The organism is Stenotrophomonas sp. PAMC25021 (genome assembly GCF_004795795.1).
Classification (GTDB): Bacteria; Pseudomonadota; Gammaproteobacteria; order Xanthomonadales; family Xanthomonadaceae; genus Stenotrophomonas; species Stenotrophomonas muris.
In genome coordinates, this window is the sequence record NZ_CP039255.1 from 3,404,707 (window position 1) to 3,423,333 (window position 18,627).

An 18,627-nucleotide genomic window follows, 5' to 3' on the forward strand; every position below is an offset into this window, starting at 1 on the left:
CTTGAGAAACCTGCATCGCAAGATGCAGGTTTTTTTTTGTCGCTACACTCTGCTGCTGCAACCATGGATGCCGATCATGCGCGTGCTGCTGTCCTCGAGCTTCCTGCTGCTGGCGATGGTGCCGTTCGCCACAACGAAGGCCGCGCCTTCCACCTGGCATCCGCCACAGGGCACCACCGAGCTTCCGTTGTGGCCGCAGGGCACGGTGATCGCGCCGCCGAAGTTGAAGGGGCCCGAGCAGGTCAGCGAAGTGATCTCCGAAGCCAGTGGCGAACACTGGATGATGCTGCAGAACGTCGCTGCGCCGACCCTCACCGTGTTTCCACCGAAGGGACCGGCCACCGGCACCGCAGTGATGGTGGTGCCTGGCGGAGGCTATCGGGTGCTGGCGATGGACCTGGAAGGCAGCGAGATCTGCGGCTGGCTGACCGCACAGGGCATCACCTGTGCATTGCTGAAGTACCGGGTGCCAGCCTCTGGCCCGAACTGGGACCCCGAGTGCAACTGCCGCGACATTCCGAAAGTGCCGATGGCCCTGCAGGATGCACAGCGTGCAATGGGCCTGCTGCGCGCACAGGCCGAGCGCTGGTCAATCAATCCCAAGCGGATCGGGGCGATCGGCTTTTCCGCCGGTGGTCACGTGGTGGCGGGACTGAGCACGCACGCGCTGCGCAGCTACGCGCCGGTCGATGCTGCGGATAAGCAACCCAGCCGTCCCGATTTCGCGATGGTGATGTATTCCGGGCACCTGTGGGCAGGGCACGGGAAGGGATTGTCGCTGGTCAGGGACATCACCGTGGATGACAAGGTGCCGCCGACGTTCATCGCGCAGGCCACCGACGATCGCACCGATGACGTGCGCGAATCGCTGGCCTATTACCGTGCCTTGGCGGACGCGGGCGCGCCGGTGGAAATGCATCTGTTTGCACGCGGCGGCCACGCATTCGGGCTGCGCATGAAGGATGCACCGGTCGCGGCGTGGCCGCAGCTGGCCGAGCGCTGGATGCAGGATATCGGCATGCTGGCGGATCGCCAGTTGTAGAGCCGAGCCATGCTCGGCTGCCTGTGTGAAGCCGAGCGCGGGCTCGGCTCTACAGTGCCAGCTCACCTCTGCAGAAGGCCACCAGCGTGGCGATCGCCACCGCCAGGATCGCGCCGAACAGTACCCACTCCCAGCGCGTGAATACCCGCTCGCCGCGCTGGCGCCGGGTCAAAGCGAACAACACCACGCCGGGCACGTACAGCAGTACCGACAGCAGCAGGTTGTCCAGGCCGCCGGCATACACCAGCCACAGCGCATAGGCGCTGGCCAGCAGTGCGACCCCGAAATCGCGCCAGCGCACGCCTGGTTCGCCGGTGTAGGCCTGCCCGCGCCAGGCCAGCTGCACGCCGAACGCGGTGGACAGGAAGTAGGGCACCAGGCTCATCGACGCAGCGAGCAGCACCAGCCCGGTGTAGCTGCCCGAACTGACCAGCACCATCAGCAGGAACAACTGGATCAGGCCATTGCTCAACCACAGTGCATTGGCCGGCACGCCACGCGCGTTCTCGCGGCCGAGGAAGGCCGGCATGGTGCCGTCACCGGCGGCGGCATACAGCACTTCGGCGCACAGCAGCACCCAGGCCAGCAATGCGCCGAGTACGGAGACGATCGAACCGATGATGATCACCGTCGCGCCCCATTCGCCGACGATGGCGCGCAGCACGTAGGCCATCGACGGATTGGGCAGCCCGGCCAGTTCGGCCTGCGACAGCACGCCCATCGACAGCAGGCTGACCAGTACCAGCAGCAGCCAGACCCCGAGGAAACCGATCACCGTGGCACGGCCGACGTCGGCACGGCGCGCGGCACGTCGCGAATAGATGCTGGCCCCTTCGATGCCGATGAACACCCACACGGTCACCAGCATCATGCCGCGCAGCTGCTGGCCGAGGTCGCCGAGTGCGGGCGTACCGAGGAAATCGGCGCGGAACACGTCCATGCGGAACGCGCCCGCCGCCAGGATCAGGAACAACGCGATGGGCAGCAGCTTGGCCACCGTCACCAGGCCGTTGACGATGGCGGCCGTGCGCAGGCCGCGCAGCACCAGCAGGTGCACGGTCCACAGCAGCAGTGATGAAGCGGCTACGGCGGCGGGTGTATTGCCTTCACCGAAGACCGGCACGAAGTGGCCGAGGCCACTGAAGATCAGTACGAAGAAGCTGGCGTTGCCGAGCACCGACGCCACCCAGTAGCCCCACGCCGCGGAGAAGCCGATGTAGTTGCCGAAGCCTTCGCGCGCATAGGCGTAGATGCCGGTATCCAGGTCGGGGCGACGATTGGCCAGGGCCTGGAACACGAAGGCCAGCATCAGCATGCCGGCGCCACTGACCGCCCAGCCGATCAAGGCGGCGGCCGGGCCGGCGCTGCGCGCGACGTTCTGCGGCAGTGAAAAGATGCCGGCGCCGACCATCGAGCCGACTACCAGTGCAGTCAACGCGGGCAGGCCCAGCCGTTGCGATGTCGCGGCCATGGAGATCCCCTGCGGCGCGAATGCCGCGAGCATACGGTAGCCATGTCCTCGTGAACATGTCCGCAAGAGCCAGCGGGCAAGCGCCAGCCTGCAGGAACCGGCCCGCGTGAAAACGACGAAGGCCCGGGCAACGGCCCGGGCCTTCGAAGGTGACGCTGCAACCGGTCTTACTTGAACGTGTACTTGAAGCCGACGGTGTAGTAACGGCCCAGCGCACCGGAGAAGTGCATCGGGTTGTAGTTCACCGCGCCGTAGGTGGTCGGATCGAGCGGGGCGATGCGGTCGAACACGTTGGCCACCGAGGCGTTGAGTTCGAACGAGTCGTTGATGCTCCAGCGACCGGACAGGTCCATCGTGGTGAACGAAGAGATCTTCTTCACCGGCGTACCGTCAGCGTAGAAGGCCAGGTAGCTGCCACCACGGCTGTCGATGTTGTCCATCTTGCTGATGTAGTTGACGATGCCGCTGACGCTCCACGGGCCCTGCTTCCAGGTGGTGCCGAAGTTGACCTTGTCCTTCGGCGTACCGATGCAGTTAGTGACGTCGCAGTTGCCGTGGGTACCCACGTAATCAACCGTGTCGCCGCCTTCGGTGCGCTCGAACTTCAGGATGTGGCTCCACTGCAGGTCCAGCTCCAGCTGGCCCGGGCCGATCTCGAAGGTCTGGCGGATATCGGTATCGATACCGCGCACGCGCGACGAGCTGGCATTCACGTAGCCGGTGTTGACCGCCAGGATGGTGCCGCTGTTGGCCACGCCATTGAGATTGTTGCTGTCGCGCAGCACGTTGCCGGCCAGGATCGCCGCCGCCGTGCTGCCCTGCACGATCTCGTTGGTACGCTTGATCTGCCAGGCATCGACGGTCATCGAGGTGGTCGAAGTCGGCTGCAGCACGATGCCGACCGAGTAGCTCTTGGACTCTTCCGGCTTCAGCAGCTTGTTCGGCTTGGTGATGATCGCCACCGAATTGGCGCCACATTCGCTGGCAGCGCCGCCGCTGATCTGGCAACGCACCGGGTCGACCGCAGTGGAGAAGGCGGCCAGGCCACCGTCACCGTTCTCGGCCGGGTTCGGCGCGCGGAAACCTTCGGCGTAGCTGGCGCGCAGGGCGATCCAGTCGGCCGGGGTCCACTTCACGCCCAGCTTCGGCGTAGCCTTGCCTTCGCCGCTTTCGTACTTGTCGTAACGCAGGGCGCCGGACAGTTCCAGCTGTTCCAGCACCGGTGCCGACAGTTCGACGTAGCCGGCGTAGACGTTCTGGGTGCCGTCATAGGCCGAGTAGCCCAGGCCGATGATGTCGCCCTGGTCGGTGTAGGTCTGCGGGGTCAGGCTGTTGCTGGTCTTGCGCCACTCGGTACCGATCGCCAGGCCCAGCGGACCACCCTTCAGGTCCATCAGGCTGCGCGAGACGGTGAAGTCGAACATGTCCAGGCTGGACTTGGCGCGGGCGCTGATCGTGGGCGAGATGTAGTCGTACAGCGCCTGCGAGTTCTTGCCGGCATCATCACCGATACGCCACACGCCACCGGCGCAGTTGGCATTGCCCAGTGCACACTGGACGGCGCTGTAGCGCAGGAAGCCGGTGCGCTTGTTGGTCAGGTCGGTGCCCGAGTGCAGGTAGGCGGTGTCGTAGCTCCAGTCGCCCCAGTTGCCCTTGATGCCGACCAGAAAGCGGTTGAACTCATTGGTGTTGTCGGTCACGCGCGGGCCGACATCCCAGGCCGAGTAACGCACGCGGCGCGCCGTGCCCGGGGTCGGGTTGTCGGGATGGTTCGGGCCCAGCACGGTGGCACCGGGGCCACTGTTGGCATTGACCGGGCCGCCCGGATAGCCCCAGCCGCCCGACACGCCGGACGGGGTGTTGCTGAAGATGGTTTCCTTCTTCGAGTAGCCGATCTCGGTGTAGATCTCGCCGCCTTCACCGAAGGCGAAGCTGGCGCGACCGAACACGTTGACGTACTTCTCTTCCGGAATCAGGTCGCGGTACTGCTGCGCCGGATCCCACAGGCAGCCATCGGCGGCGATGCTGGCCGGGGTCTGCCCACCGATGGTGGTCAGGCCGGCGCAACCCGGCAGCGGCACCAGATGGCCGGTGGCGTCGAGGTAGGAGCCGTTCGGGCCGGAACCGCCGGAGGTGCCACCACGGGTGTAGGCACCGCCGAGGAACTGGGCGGTCTTGTCATAGCCCCACGGGCGGGTGTCACCGGTACCGATCCACTTGCGGTTCTTGCGGTCGCTGATCTTGATCGCGTCGGTCTTGCCAACGTCCAGGCTGAAGAAGGCGTTCCAGCCATCGGTGGCCAGGTCGCCGGTACCGGCGGTCAGGGTTGCCTTCCGGGCGTCGCCATCGCTGTCACCGGACAGGCCGTAGGAGCCACGCAGGATGGCGCCCTGGAAGTCGCTGCGCAGGATGATGTTGACCACGCCGGCGATGGCATCGGAGCCGTAGATCGCCGAAGCGCCGTCCTTCAGGACTTCCACGCGCTCGACGGCATCGAGCGGAATGGTGCTGAGGTCGGTGAAGACCTTCTGTCCGTCATCGGCCAGGCCATAGGTGGCCATGCGGCGGCCGTTCAACAGTACCAGCGTCGAGCCGGCGCCCAGGCCGCGCAGCGAAATGCCGGCACCACCGCCGGCGAAACCGTTGCCGAAGGTCTTGGGAATCGAGCCGGCGCCATCGGCGGTGATGGTCTGCAGGTACTCGGCCAGCGAGGTCTTGCCGGTGCGGTCGATTTCCTGGCGGGTCACCACCTGCACCGGCGACGGTGTCTCGGTGTTGGTGCGCGGGATGTTGGAGCCGGTGACCGTGATGCGGTCGAGGTTGGTGGCCTTTTCCTGCGCGAAGGCGGAGGAGGAAGCGACGGCGCCGGCCAGCAGCAGGGCGCCGCCGGTGAGGATGTGGGTGATGGACGATGCCAGGGTGCTGCGGCGGCGGCTGGCGGGCCGTTGGATCGGGTGTTTCACAGCTTCTCTCCTAACTGGAAAACCGTAGCGTTGAGGGCTGTCGCCGGATCGATACCGGGACGCGCCAATCTAGGTTTCCTGCAGGTGACGAAGTCGTGAAATTTTGCTTAATCGGTAACGCTTGGTCCCTGGCCTGTCCGCATTTCCCGGGCAGCGGCAGGGACCGGCCCGGCGCGAGGCCGGGCCGGTGGTGGGGCTCAGTCGGGCAGCGAGAACTGTACCGGTACCAGGCCGATGGCCGGAACTGCCACGCCGTCACGCTGGGCAGGCTCGAAGCGCCAGTGCCGGAGCACCTGCTGGCGGGCGGCCTGGTCCAGGTTGCGCGAGCCGCTGCTGCGCTCGACGCTGACCGCGACCGGTTGGCCATGGCTGTCCACTTCCACCCGCAACAGCACTGTTCCCTGTTCGTGGTTGCGCAGGGACTGGATGGGGTAGGTCGGCGGCGGGGCGCTGCGGTACTGCAGCTGGGCGCCGGCCAGAGGGGTGGACGTGTCGATGCTGGGCGCCAGCTGCGGCGGAGCCGGTTCGGCGGCCGGCAGCGCGATGCCCTGGGTCTCCTCCACGGTCGCGGTGGGCGCCGGCAGTGGCGGTACCACCGGCTGCGTTCGCGGTTTCGGCACCACCTGGACGATCTCCCTGGGCGGGACCGGAACCGGCGGCGTTGGCGGTGGCGGGATCTTCTCGATCAGCCGGACCGGCGTCTTTTCACGCGGGACCTGCACGGCCTGGTAGGTCGCAGGGATGAGCAGCAACAGGAAGGCCAGCAGGTGCAGGGCGATCGCCGCGCTCCAGGCGGCCACCCGGGCGGGGTCGAAATGCAGGGATGCAACGGGGTACGTACGAACCATGATCCACCTCCATGCCAGTGACGAAGTCCTCAACGCACCAGGGCCCGTGGCGGGGTTGCCGCACGCGGCTGGCAGTCCATCAGTAGCGCGGCACGACGGCTACTGCCTAGAGGCAGGGGCATGATCGTTGGGCTGGCCTTCAGCCAGTGTCGGCGGAGGGCACGAAAAAGGCGGGCCCCCTGCGGGACCCGCCTGTGTCGTCGACCGCGGCGGACGCGATCAGCGGCCCAGTTCGAACACCACGTCCAGGTTGACCGAGACGGTCGATTCGCCCGGTGCGACCGGGGTGGCCTTGTCCATCGCCGCACCGGCCGCCATGGTGCGCATCATCTGCATCGGGCGGAAACCGCCGCTGCTGTTCTCGGAGATGCTGACGATGCGGCGCACCTGCAGGCCCAGCGACTTGGCATAGGTCTGGGCGCGGGCCTGGGCCTTCTTCAGCGCGGCCAGGCGGGCTTCGTCATAGACCGGTTCCGGCTGGTCGATCTCGAAGCTGGGGCCGTTGATCTGGTTGGCGCCCTGAGCGGCCAGCGCATCGAGCACCTTGCCGAGCTTGGCGATGTCACGGACCTTCAGGCTGACCGTGTTGCTGGCCTGGTAGCCGGTGATCTTCGGCGCCTCGTTGTCGGCATAGCGGTACTGCGGGTTGAGGCTGACGCCGCTGGTCTGCACGTCGCGCTCGGCGATGCCGGCGGCCTTGATCGCGGCCAGCACCTTGTCCATCTGCTGGGCGTTCTGGCGCATGGCGCTGTTGCCGTCGGCGGCCTGGGTGACCACGCCGGCCGACAGGGTGGCGACGTCCGGCACGCGGGTGGCCTCGGCGTTGGCCGAAATGTTCAGCAGGGTGCCTTCGGCCGCGGCGGCGATCGACGGCGACGACGGAGCAGCATGGGCAGTCATCGAGGTTCCAAGGGCGAGGGACAGGGCGAGCAGCAGCGGGGTGGCGGTCAGGCGCATGGGATCTCCTTGTTGTGCGGTGAGGGTGGTGTCGTAGCGATGAACGCGCTGTGAGCCTGTAAGGGGTTGTACGCGTTCCGTAACGGGTTGCCGACGATTCAGGTGACGGGCTCAGGTTATGCTGTGCCGATGCTCTATCTTGCTTCCCGCTCCCCCCGACGCAACCAGTTGCTGGCCCGACTCGGACGCCCCTTCCAGGCCCTGGACCTGGAGGTCGTCGAGCAGCGCGCCGCGACCGAGAGTGCCGAACAGTATGTGTGCCGGGTCGCCGCCGACAAGGCGCGCGCCGGGCTGGCCCGGGTGCTGGCCGAAGACCCGCAGGCGCGGGTGCTCGGCTCGGACACCGAGGTGGTGCTGGACGGTGAAGTGTTCGGCAAGCCGGCCGACGCCGCCGGCGCGCGCGCGATGCTGGCGCGCCTGGCCGGGCGCACCCACCAGGTGATGACTGCGGTGGTGGTGGTCGGCGCCGACGGGCTGGACAGCGAACTGGTCATTTCCGAAGTGACCTTCGCCCCGATCGCCGCCGCCGACATCGCCGCCTATGTCGCCACCGGCGAGCCGTTGGACAAGGCCGGGGCCTACGCCATCCAGGGCGGGGCCGAGCGCTGGATCGAACATCTTTCCGGCAGCTACTCCGGCGTCATGGGGCTGCCATTGCTGCATACCGATCGTCTGCTGGCGCGCTGTGGCGTGCCGGCCCCCACTGCCGATGCCGCCAGGGAGGCTGCCGATGTCTGAGGAAATCCTGGTCAATGTGACCCCCCGCGAAACCCGGGTCGCGGTGATCGAGAACGGCATGCTGCAGGAACTGCACATCGAGCGCGGCTGGCGCCGGGGTGTGGTCGGCAACATCTACAAGGGCAAGGTGCAGCGGGTCATGCCCGGCATGCAGGCCGCGTTCGTCGAGGTCGGCCTGGAGCGCGCCGCGTTCCTGCACGCCAACGACGTGGTGCGCCCGGCCCCGGTGGCCAGTGCCGACACCGAGAACACGACCCTGCCGCCGCCGGCCAGCGTGCCGATCGTCGAGCTGCTGCGTGACGGCCAGGACATCGTGGTGCAGGTGGTGAAGGACCCGATCGGCACCAAGGGTGCACGCCTGACCACGCAGATCAGCATTCCCTCGCGCTACATGGTGCTGCTGCCGCAGTCCAAGGTGGTGGGGGTGTCCGCGCGCATCGAGGATGAAACCGAGCGCGCCCGCCTGAAGGCGCTGGTGACCGAGTTGTCGGCGCAGCACGGCGGCTACGGCTACATCGTGCGCACCAACGCCGAAGGCCAGCCGGCCGAGGCCATCGCCGAGGACATCGCCTACCTGTCGCGCGTGTGGAACGTGGTCGAGCGCCGCGGCCGCGAAGCGCCGTCGTGCAGCATCATCTATGAAGACCTGAGCCTGCCGCTGCGGTCGGTGCGCGACCTGATCCGCAAGGACGTGGACAAGGTGAAGGTGGACTCGAAGGAGACCTTCGGCCAACTGCAGGCCTTCGTCGCCAAGTACATGCCGGTGCTGGCCGAGAAGCTGGAGCTGTACTCCGGTGACCGCCCGATCTTCGACATGTTCGGCGTGGAGGACGAGATCGGCCGCGCGCTGGACAAGCAGGTGCCGCTGAAATCCGGTGGCTACCTGGTGATCGACCAGACCGAGGCGATGACCACCATCGACGTCAACACCGGCTCGTTCCTCGGCCAGCGCAACCTGGAAGAAACGGTGTTCCGCACCAACCTGGAAGCGGCGCAGGCGGTGGCGCGGCAGCTGCGGCTGCGCAACCTGGGCGGCATCATCATCATCGACTTCATCGACATGGATGATGCGGAGCATCGTCGCCAGGTGCTGCGCACGCTGGAAAAGGCGCTGGCCCGCGACCATGCCAAGACCACGGTCTATGATTTCTCGCCGCTGGGCCTGGTGGAGATGACCCGCAAGCGTACGGTGGAAAGCCTGGAGCGCCAGCTGTCGGAGACCTGCCCGCAGTGCAGCGGCCGCGGCAGCATCAAGACCACCGAGACGGTGACCTATGAGATCTTCCGCGAGATCACCCGTGCCGTGCGCCAGTTCGATGCTGCGCGCCTGCTGGTGATCGCCTCGACCAAGGTGGTCGCGCGCATTACCGATGAGGAATCCTCGGCGGTGGCCGAGCTGGAAGAGTTCCTCGGCAAGAGCATCCGCTTCCAGGCGGACGAGCAGTACCTGCAGGAGCAATTCGATGTCGTTCTGCTCTGATCCTCGCCGGCTGCAGGCCGGCGGTGGCCGATGAGCGCGCCGCCGCGCCTGCGACTGCGAAGGATCCGCCGTCATTTCATTGCCGCCTGTGCGGTGGGCCTGGTCGGGCTTGCACTGCTGGTGGGCACGCTCAGCCAGCTGCTGCCGCTGGCCGAGCGTCATCCTGACAGGATCGCCGCCTGGCTGAGCGAGCGTGCCGGCCAGCCGGTGCGTTTCGACCAGCTGCAGACCGCCTGGACCCGTCGTGGCCCGCTGCTGCAGCTGAAAGGCCTGCGCATCGGCGCCGGGCAGGGCCTGGCGATCGGCGAGGCCGAGGTGCTGGTATCGATGTACAGCGGGCTGCTGCCCGGGCGCTCGCTGACCGAGCTGCGCCTGCGTGGCCTGGCGCTGGATCTGCAGCAGGGCGAGGACGGACGCTGGACGGTGCGCGGGCTGCCGCAATCGGACAACGGCGGCGATCCGCTGGATGCGTTGCGCCGGCTGGGCGAGCTGCAGGTGATCGGAGGGCGCCTGGGCGTGCACGCGCCGACGTTGGGCATCGACACCACGCTGCCGCGCATCGACCTGCGCATGCGGGTCAATGGCGATCGCCTGCGCGTGGGCGTACGCGCCTGGGCGCAGCCCGAAGCGCTGCCGCTGACCGCGGTGCTGGACGTGGACCGTGCGCGCGGCAACGGCGAGGCCTGGCTGGGCGCCGACCCGGTCGATTTCCACGCCTGGGCGCCCTTGCTGGCGGCTGGCGGCGTGCGCCTGCGCGAGGGCAAGGGCGAGTTGAACCTGTGGTTGACCCTGCGCGATTTCGCGCCGGTGGCGCTGACCACGGATTCGGACCTGCGCGACGTGCGTATCGATGGCGCACCGATACCCGGCATGGCGGCGCCGCAGCTGCAGCTGCAGCGACTGCAGGCCCGCCTGCGCTGGCAGCGCCAGGCCGAGGGCTGGGCGCTGCAGGTACCGCAGCTGCGGCTGAAGAATGAAGACGGCGAGCAGCGCCTCGATGGCCTGCAGCTGCAGGTCGGCAAACAGCTGCAGGTCCGTTCCGGTGAAGTGCAGGCCGGCATCGCACTGCGTGCGCTGGCCCTGAGTGATCGCCTTGAGCCGGGCCTGCGTCGCTGGCTGTTCCTGTCCAGGCCGCAGCTGGACGTGCGCGCCTTGCAGCTGTCGGGCGAACGCGATGGCCCCCTGTGGGCGCAGGGTGAACTGCAGTCGCTGGGTTTCGCCAGCGTGGGCAACTCGCCCGGCCTGCGCGGCCTGGGCGGGCGCTTTGAAGGCGACGCCGACGGCTTCAGCCTGCAGCTGCAACCGCAACGGCAGCTGCAGTTCGATTGGCCGACCGGCTTCGGCGTGCGCCATGACCTGCACCTGGCCGGACAGATCGTGGGCTGGCGCGACGAGGGCGGTGGTTGGCGGATCGGGACGCCGGCGATGCGTGTGGAAGGCACCGACTACGCGGCCGACGTGCGCGGCGGGGTCTGGTTCCAGGGCGACGGCACGCGGCCGTGGCTGCAGCTGGCCGCGAAGCTGGACGACGTGCCGATGACGGCGGCCAAGCGCTTCTGGATCCACTCCAAGATGAGCAAGGGCGCCACCGACTGGCTGGACATGGCGCTGGCTGGCGGCCAGGTGCGCAATGGCGTCGGCCTGGTCACCGGTGACCTGGACGACTGGCCGTTCGACAACAATGATGGCCGCTTCGAGGCCACCGGCCACATCACCAATGGCGACATCCGCTTCCAGCACGACTGGCCGCTGATGAGCCAGGTCGACGCCGACATCGCATTCATCGGCCCTGGCTTCGACATGCGTGGACGGGGTGATCTTGCCGGCGTGGCGGTACAGAAATTCGAAGCGGGCATTCCGGACTTCGGGCACCAGCCGTTGTACGTACGTGCCGACGCGCCGAGCGAGGCCGGCAAGCTGCTGGCGATGCTGCGCCAGAGCCCGTTGCACAAGGATTACGGCGATACGCTGGACAATCTGGTCGCCAGTGGTCCGGCCCATGTGACCTTCGATCTGCTGCAGCCGCTGCATCAGGACGAGGGCGAGGGCCACCTGCAGGGCACGGTCGATCTGGCCGGCGTGAAGCTGGTCGACAAGCGCTTCCAGCTGACCTTTGACAACATGCACGGGCAGGCGCGCTACAGCAATGGCGGTTTCGGCGCCGAGGACCTGGCGGTGCGCCACCTCGGCCAGGAAGGACGGCTGAGCCTGCGTGCCGGCGGTTACGTGCATGACAGCACGCGCGCCTTCGAGTCGCAGCTGACCGCCCGCCTCGATGCCAGCGTGCTGATCGACCGTGCTCCCGAGATGGCCTGGCTCAAGCCTTACATCAACGGCAATTCGGCCTGGACCATCGGCGTCAACCTGCCCAAGGTGGCGCCCGGCGCGCCTGCGCCGCCGAGCGAGCTGCGACTGAGTTCGGACCTGGTCGGCACCCGGCTCGACCTGCCGGCGCCGCTGGACAAGCCGGCCGCCGAGCCGCTGGCGACCACGGTGGCCGCGCAGCTGCCGATGGGCGCCGGCCGAATCGATGTGGCGTTCGGCCAGCGCCTGGCCCTGGCCGCGCGCAGCCACAACAACCAGACCGGTGTGCAGGTCACGCTGGGCAGCGACCATGTCGACCGCGAGCCGCCGGCGAGCGGACTGACGGTCAATGGCCGCAGCCCGACCCTGGATGCGCTGGAGTGGATCAGCCTGGCGCGCGGTGGAAGTGACGACGACGCGATGCCGCTGCGCGCGGTCGACGTGCAGGTCGGCCAGCTCAAGCTGATCGGCGGAGTGTTCGAGCAGACCCGGCTGCAGCTGCACCCGGGCCCGCAGGCACTGGACGTGCGCCTGGACGGGCCGTCGCTGGCCGGCCGCCTGACCGTACCCAACGCCGACGGCGGCACCATCAGCGGCCAGCTTGACCGCGTGCACTGGCAGTCACTGCCGATGGCACCGGGTGCGGCCGTCGTGCCGGCGCGGGTACAGGCCGGTGCCAATGACATGGACCCGGCCAAGCTGCCGCCGTTCGCGCTGGACATCGCCGACCTGAAGTTCGGCAAGGTGGTGCTGGGCCAGGCGGTGCTGCGCACGCGCCCGCTGGCCAACGGCCTGAACGTGGACGCGTTGCGCTTCCGCGCGCCGGACCAGGAAATCGACATCACCGGCCGCTGGCTCGGCCGTACGGGCGGCGCCCGTACCGAACTGACCGCGCAGGTGCGCAGCGAGGACCTGGGCGGGCTGATGCAGAACCTTGATTACGGCGGCCAGCTGCGCGGCGGTTCCGGCCAGGCGCAGCTGCAGGCGGCCTGGAGCGGGGGGCCGTCGGACTTCCAGCTGGGCAACCTGCAGGGCAGCCTCGACCTGCATGCGCGCAATGGCCAGCTGCTGGAGCTGGAGCCGGGCGCCGGCCGCGTGCTGGGCCTGCTCAGCGTCGCGCAGCTGCCGCGGCGGCTGATGTTCGATTTCCGCGACTTCTTCTCCAAGGGCTTCGCGTTCAACCAGATCGAGGGCAGCATGCAGTTCGGTCAGGGCATGGCGCGCACCGACAAGGTGCTGATCGAAGGCCCGGCGGCCAACATCACCATCCGTGGCCAGGCCGACCTGCGCAACCAGCAGTTCGACCAGACCATCGACGTCAACCCGCGCGCGGGCAACCTGCTGACCGTGGTCGGTGCGGTGGCCGGCGGCCCGGTGGGGGCGGCGCTGGGCGCGGCCACCAATGCGGTATTGTCCAAGCCGCTGGGCGAGATTGGCGCCCGTACCTACAAGGTGACCGGTCCATGGAAGGAGCCGAAGGTGGAAGTGATCGAGCGCAGCCGCGACAAGACCCCATCACCGCCCGTGCCGGCACCTGCACCGGCCATTCCGCCGACCGTCACCGACCTGCCGCGCTCGCGCTGAGCACGGCTTCCTGTTCACGGGGCTTGCCTGAGCGCCCCCGCACCCCCAGATCGAAACCATGACTGATATCGCCCTGACGCTTGCCCAAGACCGCCTGCTGCGCCCCGGCGGCCTGGATACCGCCGGCCTGGAGCGCACCTTCGGGCAGCTGCTCGGCCCTGGTGTCGACTTCGGCGACCTTTATTTCCAGCACGCCCGCCGCGAGAGCTGGAGCGTGGAAGACGGCATCGTCAAGGACGGCGCCCATTCCATCGAGCAGGGCGTGGGCGTGCGGGCGATTTCCGGCGAGAAGACCGGCTTCGCCTACTCCGATGACATCCATGCCGATGCGCTGCTGGCGGCGGCGCAGTCGGCGCGCGCGATCTCGCGCGAGGGCGGTGCGCAGACCGGACGTTCGCTGCTGCGCGGCAATGCGCGCGCGCTGTACCCGGCGCTGGACCCGATCGACGGCATCGGCAACGAGGCCAAGGTCGAGGTGCTCAAGCGCCTGGATGGCTACCTGCGTGCCGCCGACCCGCGCGTGAAGCAGGTGATGGTGAGCCTGTCCGGCGGCGTCGATACGGTGCTGATCGCCCGCAGCGACGGCGTGCTGGCGGCCGACGTGCGCCCGCTGGTACGCCTGAACGTGCAGGTCATCGTCGAACACAACGGCCGTCGCGAGTCCGGCTACGCCGGTGGTGGTGGCCGTTATGGCTACGAAGCGCTGTTCGCCAGCGGCCGCCCCGAAGCCCTGGCCCAGGAAGCGCTGCGCCAGGCGCTGGTGAACCTGGACGCGGTGCCGGCGCCGGCCGGCATGATGCCGGTGGTGCTCGGCCCGGGTTGGCCGGGCGTGTTGCTGCACGAAGCGGTCGGCCACGGCCTGGAAGGCGACTTCAACCGCAAGGGCACCAGCGTCTACGCCGGCCGCATCGGCGAGCGCGTCGCCGCACCGGGGGTGACCATCGTCGACGACGGCACCCTCGACGGTCGCCGCGGTTCGTTGAACATCGACGACGAAGGCCACCCGAGCCAGTGCACCCCGCTGATCGAGGACGGCATCCTGGTCGGCTACATGCAGGACAGCCTCAACGCGCGGCTGATGGGCATGGCCCCGACCGGCAACGGGCGCCGCGAATCGTTCGCGCACCTGACCATGCCACGCATGACCAACACCTACATGCGCGCCGGCGAGCACGACCCGCAGGAGATGATCCGTTCGGTGAAGAAGGGCCTGTACGCGGTGAACTTCGGCGGTGGCCAGGTCGACATCACCAGCGGCAAGTACGTGTTCTCGGCCACCGAGGCCTACCTGATCGAGGATGGCCGCATCACCACCCCGGTGAAGGGCGCGACCCTGATCGGCAACGGCCCGGAGACCATGCAGAAGGTGCGCATGGTCGGCAACGATCTGGCCCTGGACGAGGGCGTGGGCATCTGCGGCAAGGACGGGCAGAGTGTGCCCGTGGGTGTCGGCCAGCCCTCGCTGTTGATCGAGGGCATCACCGTCGGCGGTACGCAGGCCTGAGCGTGGCGATGGCCGCGGCCACCGCCCGGGCCGGCGCGGACTCAGTCCTCGTCGGCCTCGTCGACCGGATCGCCGGCGTGTTCGTCGCCCGCCGTCTTCAAGCCCAGCGCCGCCGGCAGCATCAGCGTACGCAGCACCTGGAAGATCTCGCGGTAGGCGCGCGGCGGCTTGTTCTTCGCCTTTTCGGCCTGCGCGTTGCGTACCAGGGTGCGCAGCTGCTGGCGGTCGGCCTGCGGGTAGTCGTCAAGCAGGGCGGCCAGCGCCTTGTCACCGTCGGCCAACAGGCGGTCGCGCCAGTCTTCCACGCGGTGCATCATCGCCACTTCGCGGCGGCCAGTCTCGCTGTTGGCGTCCAGCGCATCGCGGATCGCGTCCAGCGTTGCCTCGTCCTCGCGGCGCATGTGCTTGGCCAGGAACGCCAGCTGGCGCTTGTGGGCGATGTGGGCGGTGATGCGCTTGCACTCGGCGATATGCGGCAGCAGGTCTTCCGGGATCGGCAGGCGCGCCAGCTGGGCCGGGGTCAACGACACCAGCTTCTCGCCCAGGGCCAGGACGTCGAGCGCGTCGCGCCGGTTCTGGCTGCGGCTCTTGTCGTGGAATTCACCGGTTTCTTCGTCGCGTCCGCGCATCGTCCCTACCTGATCTCAAAAAAAGTCGCCCGGCGTGATGCCGGGCCCAACCTGTACAGGATAAAGCATTGAACGTGATCGCCCCTGAAGTGGCCGTCGGCGACGACAGCCCGGCCCGGCTGGAACGGCTGGCCGACCTCTCCCAGCAGCTGCTCGACCGCGCCCGCGCGCTGGGCGCCAGCCAGGCCGAGGTCAGTTGCAGCGAGGACCGCGGACTGGAGGTCAATGTCCGCCTCGGCGAGGTCGAGACCGTGCAGTCCACGCGTGACCGCGGCATCGCCGTGACCGTCTATTTCGGCCAGCGCAAGGGCAGTGCCAGCACCGGTGACCTGAACGAGGCCAGCCTGGCCGCTACGGTCGAGCAGGCCTGCGCGATTGCCCGGCATACCGAGGATGACCCGGCTGCCGGCCTGGCCGAGGCCGCACTGATGGCCACCGACTTCCCGGAGCTGGACGGTTGGCACCCGTGGGCGCTGCAGGCCGATGAGGCGGTGGACCTGGCCCTGGCCTGCGAGGCGGCCGGTCGCGAGGCCGACGCGCAGATCCGCAATTCCGACGGCGCATCGGTGTCGAGCATGCAGAGCCTGTCGGTGTATGCCAATTCGCATGGTTTCTTTGGTCGTGAGCGCGGCACCCACCATTCGGTCGGCTGCGCGCTGATCGCCGGGCAGGGCGATGGCATGCAGCGCGATGGCTGGTACACCAGCGCGCTTGCCCGGGAGGACCTGGAAGACGTGGGCCTGGTCGGCCGTCGTGCCGCCGAGCGCACCGTGGCCCGCCTGCAGCCGCGTTCACTGGCTACTGGCAGCATGCCGGTGCTGTTCGCCCCGGAAGTGGCGCGCAGCCTGGTCGGCCACCTGCTGTCGGCGGTGTCCGGCGGCGCCTTGTACCGCCAGGCCAGCTTCCTGTTGGACAGCGTCGGCCAACGCCTGTTCCCGGAATGGATGCAGATCGACGAGCTGCCGCACCTGCGCCGTGGCCTGCGCTCGGCCGCCTTCGACGGCGACGGCGTGGCCACCCGTAGTTCGGCGCTGGTCCGAGACGGCGTACTGCAGCGCTACGTGCTGGGCAGCTATTCGGCGCGCAAGCTGGGCCTGCAGACCACCGCCAATGCTGGCGGCGTGCACAACCTGCAGCTGGCGGCCAATGCCGGCCCGCTGGAAGAGATCGCCCGGCAGATGGGTGACGGCCTGCTGGTGACCGAGCTGATGGGGCAGGGCGTGAACGGGGTGACCGGCGATTACTCACGAGGCGCGGGCGGCTTCCGTGTCGAGAACGGCGAGATCCAGTACCCGGTGGACGGCGTCACCATCGCCGGCAACCTGCGCGAGATGTTCAGCAGCATCGAGGCGGTCGGCAGCGACGTCGACCCGCGCTCGCACATCCGGACCGGTTCGATCCTGCTGGGGCGGATGACCGTCGCCGGTAATGATTGATGGCATTGATGACGTAAGCTATGCGCGCCTGACGCAACCAGCTTGGTGCTGGTGGGTCAAGACCACCCAATGAAAAGGAGTTTTGTCGTGAGCGAATTCGATAACGTCCCGCCGCCGCCGGCAACCACCGATGCCCCGGCCGACCAGCGCACCATGGCGCTGGCTGCGCACCTGCTGGGCATCTTCACCTGGTTCATCGGCGCCCTGATCATCTGGCTGATCAACAAGGATGACGCCAGCAAGGCCTTCGTGACCGACCAGGCCAAGGAAGCGCTGAACTTCCAGATCACCGTGACCATCGCCATGGTCATCAGCATCATCCTGATGGTGGTGATCATCGGCGGCATCCTGGCGCCGATCGTGGGCATCATCAACCTGGTGTTCTGCATCATTGCCGCAGTCAAGGCCAACAACGGCGAAGCCTATCGCTACCCGTTCACCCTGCGCCTGATCAAGTAATACCGGCCGCATGCGCAAGCAGGAACGCCCGGCATTGCCGGGCGTTCCTGTTTGAGGGCAGCGTCACCGGCGGCGATCAGTGATCGCGTTCCACCGCCAGCGTTGCCAGCGCGCGCAGCGCATCGGCCTCTTCGCCATGGCCGGCCAACGTGGCCTGCATGCGTGCGGCCAGTTCGCGCAGCTGCGCCTTCGCGCCGTCCATGCCGAGCAGCGCGGGGAAGGTGCTCTTGTCCTGCGCCTCGTCCTTGCCGGCGGTCTTGCCCAGCTGTTCGGAACTGGCTTCGACATCGAGGATGTCATCGCGGACTTGGAAGGCCAGGCCGAGTGCATCGGCGAAACTGTCGAGCTGGGCCAGCTGCGGCTCGTGGGCCTGGCCGCACAGCGCCCCCATGCGCACCGCTGCACGGATCAGCGCGCCGGTCTTCAGCGCATGCATGCGGGTCAGTGCCGCCAGGGTCTGCTGTTGGCCGGTGGCATCGATGTCCAGCGCCTGGCCACCGCACATGCCGGAGGCGCCGGACGCGTGAGCGAGGGTCTGCAGGCAGGCCACGCGCAGCGTGGCCGGCAGCGGCGCATCGGCCAGCAGGCCGAAGGCACGCGTCTGCAGGGCGTCGCCGGCCAGGATCGCGGTGGCTTCGTCGAAGGCGATGTGGGTGGTCGGCTTGCCGCGGCGCAGGGCGTCGTCGTCCATCGCCGGCAGGTCGTCATGCACCAGCGAATAGGCGTGGATCAGCTCGACAGCCATCGCCGCCGCGTCCAGCTGTTCCGGCTGCGCGCCGAACAGGTGGCCACTGGCATACACCAGCAGCGGGCGCATGCGTTTGCCACCGCCCAGCACCGAATAGCGCATGGCCTGGTGCAGGCGCTGCGGTGCTTCGGCGGGCGAGGGCAGGGCGGCATCGAGCTGGCTTTCGATACGGTCGCGCCAGCGCGCGAACAGGGCTTCAGCCGTCATGGTTGGGCGGATCGAAAGGCTCGGCCGTTTCCGGCTGGGCCGGATCGCTGAGCAGGCGCACGCGCAATTCGGCCTGCTCCAGCGCCTGCTGGCACTGACGGTACAGACCGACACCGCGTTCGTAAGCACTGAGCGACGCTTCCAGGCTCAGCTCGCCGGTTTCCATCTGCTCCACCAGCTGCTCCAGCGATTCGAGCGACTGCTCGAACTGGGCGACCGGGGAGGCGTTTTCGGGGGACTTCTTGGCCATGCGGCAA

At 68.1% G+C, this 18,627-nt stretch carries 14 protein-coding genes; 7 read left to right on the forward strand and 7 right to left on the reverse strand.

The window, feature by feature from the left end; genetic code table 11:
- Position 1 precedes the first annotated feature (1 nt).
- Entirely contained in the window at positions 2-1,042 is a 1,041-nt protein-coding gene (locus E5790_RS15780) for an alpha/beta hydrolase (RefSeq protein WP_136191775.1), read from the forward strand.
- Between the two features lie 49 nt (positions 1,043-1,091).
- Here E5790_RS15780 and E5790_RS15785 read toward each other — a convergent pair whose 3' ends face one another.
- The 4 genes from E5790_RS15785 to E5790_RS15800 all read right to left on the reverse strand — a co-directional run bounded on the left by E5790_RS15785 (position 1,092) and on the right by E5790_RS15800 (position 7,281).
- Complete coding sequence (locus tag E5790_RS15785) at positions 1,092-2,513, reverse strand: basic amino acid/polyamine antiporter (RefSeq protein ID WP_032961961.1); 1,422 nt, start codon at positions 2,511-2,513, stop codon at positions 1,092-1,094.
- A 167-nt stretch (positions 2,514-2,680) separates the two neighbouring features.
- Positions 2,681-5,476 carry a TonB-dependent receptor gene (locus E5790_RS15790; protein ID WP_014647941.1) on the reverse strand — a complete coding sequence of 932 codons (2,796 nt, stop codon included), beginning with the start codon at positions 5,474-5,476 and terminating at the stop codon, positions 2,681-2,683.
- Positions 5,477-5,673: 197 nt separating this feature from the next.
- Positions 5,674-6,324, reverse strand: coding sequence for an energy transducer TonB (locus E5790_RS15795; protein ID WP_100450431.1), 651 nt, complete (start codon positions 6,322-6,324; stop codon positions 5,674-5,676).
- A gap of 219 nt (positions 6,325-6,543) precedes the next feature.
- On the reverse strand, positions 6,544-7,281 hold the full coding sequence (locus tag E5790_RS15800; protein WP_049442355.1) for an SIMPL domain-containing protein: 738 nt from the start codon (positions 7,279-7,281) through the stop codon (positions 6,544-6,546).
- A 129-nt stretch (positions 7,282-7,410) separates the two neighbouring features.
- Here E5790_RS15800 and E5790_RS15805 point away from each other — a divergent pair, with 129 nt between their 5' ends.
- Genes E5790_RS15805 through tldD form a run of 4 tightly spaced genes read left to right on the forward strand, consistent with a single transcriptional unit; the run spans position 7,411 to position 14,891 of the window.
- The gene (locus tag E5790_RS15805) at positions 7,411-8,019 is read left to right on the forward strand and encodes a Maf family nucleotide pyrophosphatase (protein ID WP_032961948.1); all 609 of its coding nucleotides are present in this window, start codon (positions 7,411-7,413) and stop codon (positions 8,017-8,019) included.
- On the forward strand, positions 8,012-9,499 hold the full coding sequence (gene rng / locus E5790_RS15810) for a ribonuclease G (RefSeq protein WP_005418079.1): 1,488 nt from the start codon (positions 8,012-8,014) through the stop codon (positions 9,497-9,499). Before E5790_RS15805 ends, rng begins: the two co-directional genes overlap by 8 nt.
- Before the next feature lie 30 nt (positions 9,500-9,529).
- Positions 9,530-13,387 (forward strand): YhdP family protein, encoded by a 3,858-nt coding sequence (locus E5790_RS15815; RefSeq protein WP_049442356.1) that lies wholly within the window; start codon positions 9,530-9,532, stop codon positions 13,385-13,387.
- Positions 13,388-13,445: 58 nt separating this feature from the next.
- Positions 13,446-14,891, forward strand: a complete 1,446-nt coding sequence (gene tldD / locus E5790_RS15820; protein ID WP_014647936.1) for a metalloprotease TldD — start codon at positions 13,446-13,448, stop codon at positions 14,889-14,891.
- A 41-nt stretch (positions 14,892-14,932) separates the two neighbouring features.
- On the opposite strand, the gene yjgA is transcribed toward tldD, so the two are convergent.
- Complete coding sequence (gene yjgA, locus E5790_RS15825; protein WP_014647935.1) at positions 14,933-15,520, reverse strand: ribosome biogenesis factor YjgA; 588 nt, start codon at positions 15,518-15,520, stop codon at positions 14,933-14,935.
- Positions 15,521-15,588: 68 nt separating this feature from the next.
- On the opposite strand from yjgA, the gene pmbA reads away from it, so the two are divergent.
- Positions 15,589-16,956: a metalloprotease PmbA gene (gene pmbA, locus E5790_RS15830; protein ID WP_014647934.1), complete on the forward strand. Its 1,368-nt coding sequence runs from the start codon at positions 15,589-15,591 to the stop codon at positions 16,954-16,956.
- 87 nt (positions 16,957-17,043) lie between these two features.
- A complete protein-coding gene (locus E5790_RS15835; protein WP_014647933.1) occupies positions 17,044-17,415 on the forward strand; it encodes a DUF4870 domain-containing protein in 372 nt (123 codons plus the stop codon).
- A 76-nt stretch (positions 17,416-17,491) separates the two neighbouring features.
- Here E5790_RS15835 and E5790_RS15840 read toward each other — a convergent pair whose 3' ends face one another.
- Both E5790_RS15840 and E5790_RS15845 read right to left on the reverse strand, forming a co-directional pair.
- On the reverse strand, positions 17,492-18,370 hold the full coding sequence (locus tag E5790_RS15840) for a farnesyl diphosphate synthase (protein ID WP_014647932.1): 879 nt from the start codon (positions 18,368-18,370) through the stop codon (positions 17,492-17,494).
- Positions 18,360-18,620, reverse strand: a complete 261-nt coding sequence (locus tag E5790_RS15845; protein WP_014647931.1) for an exodeoxyribonuclease VII small subunit — start codon at positions 18,618-18,620, stop codon at positions 18,360-18,362. Before E5790_RS15845 ends, E5790_RS15840 begins: the two co-directional genes overlap by 11 nt.
- Positions 18,621-18,627: the final 7 nt, after the last annotated feature.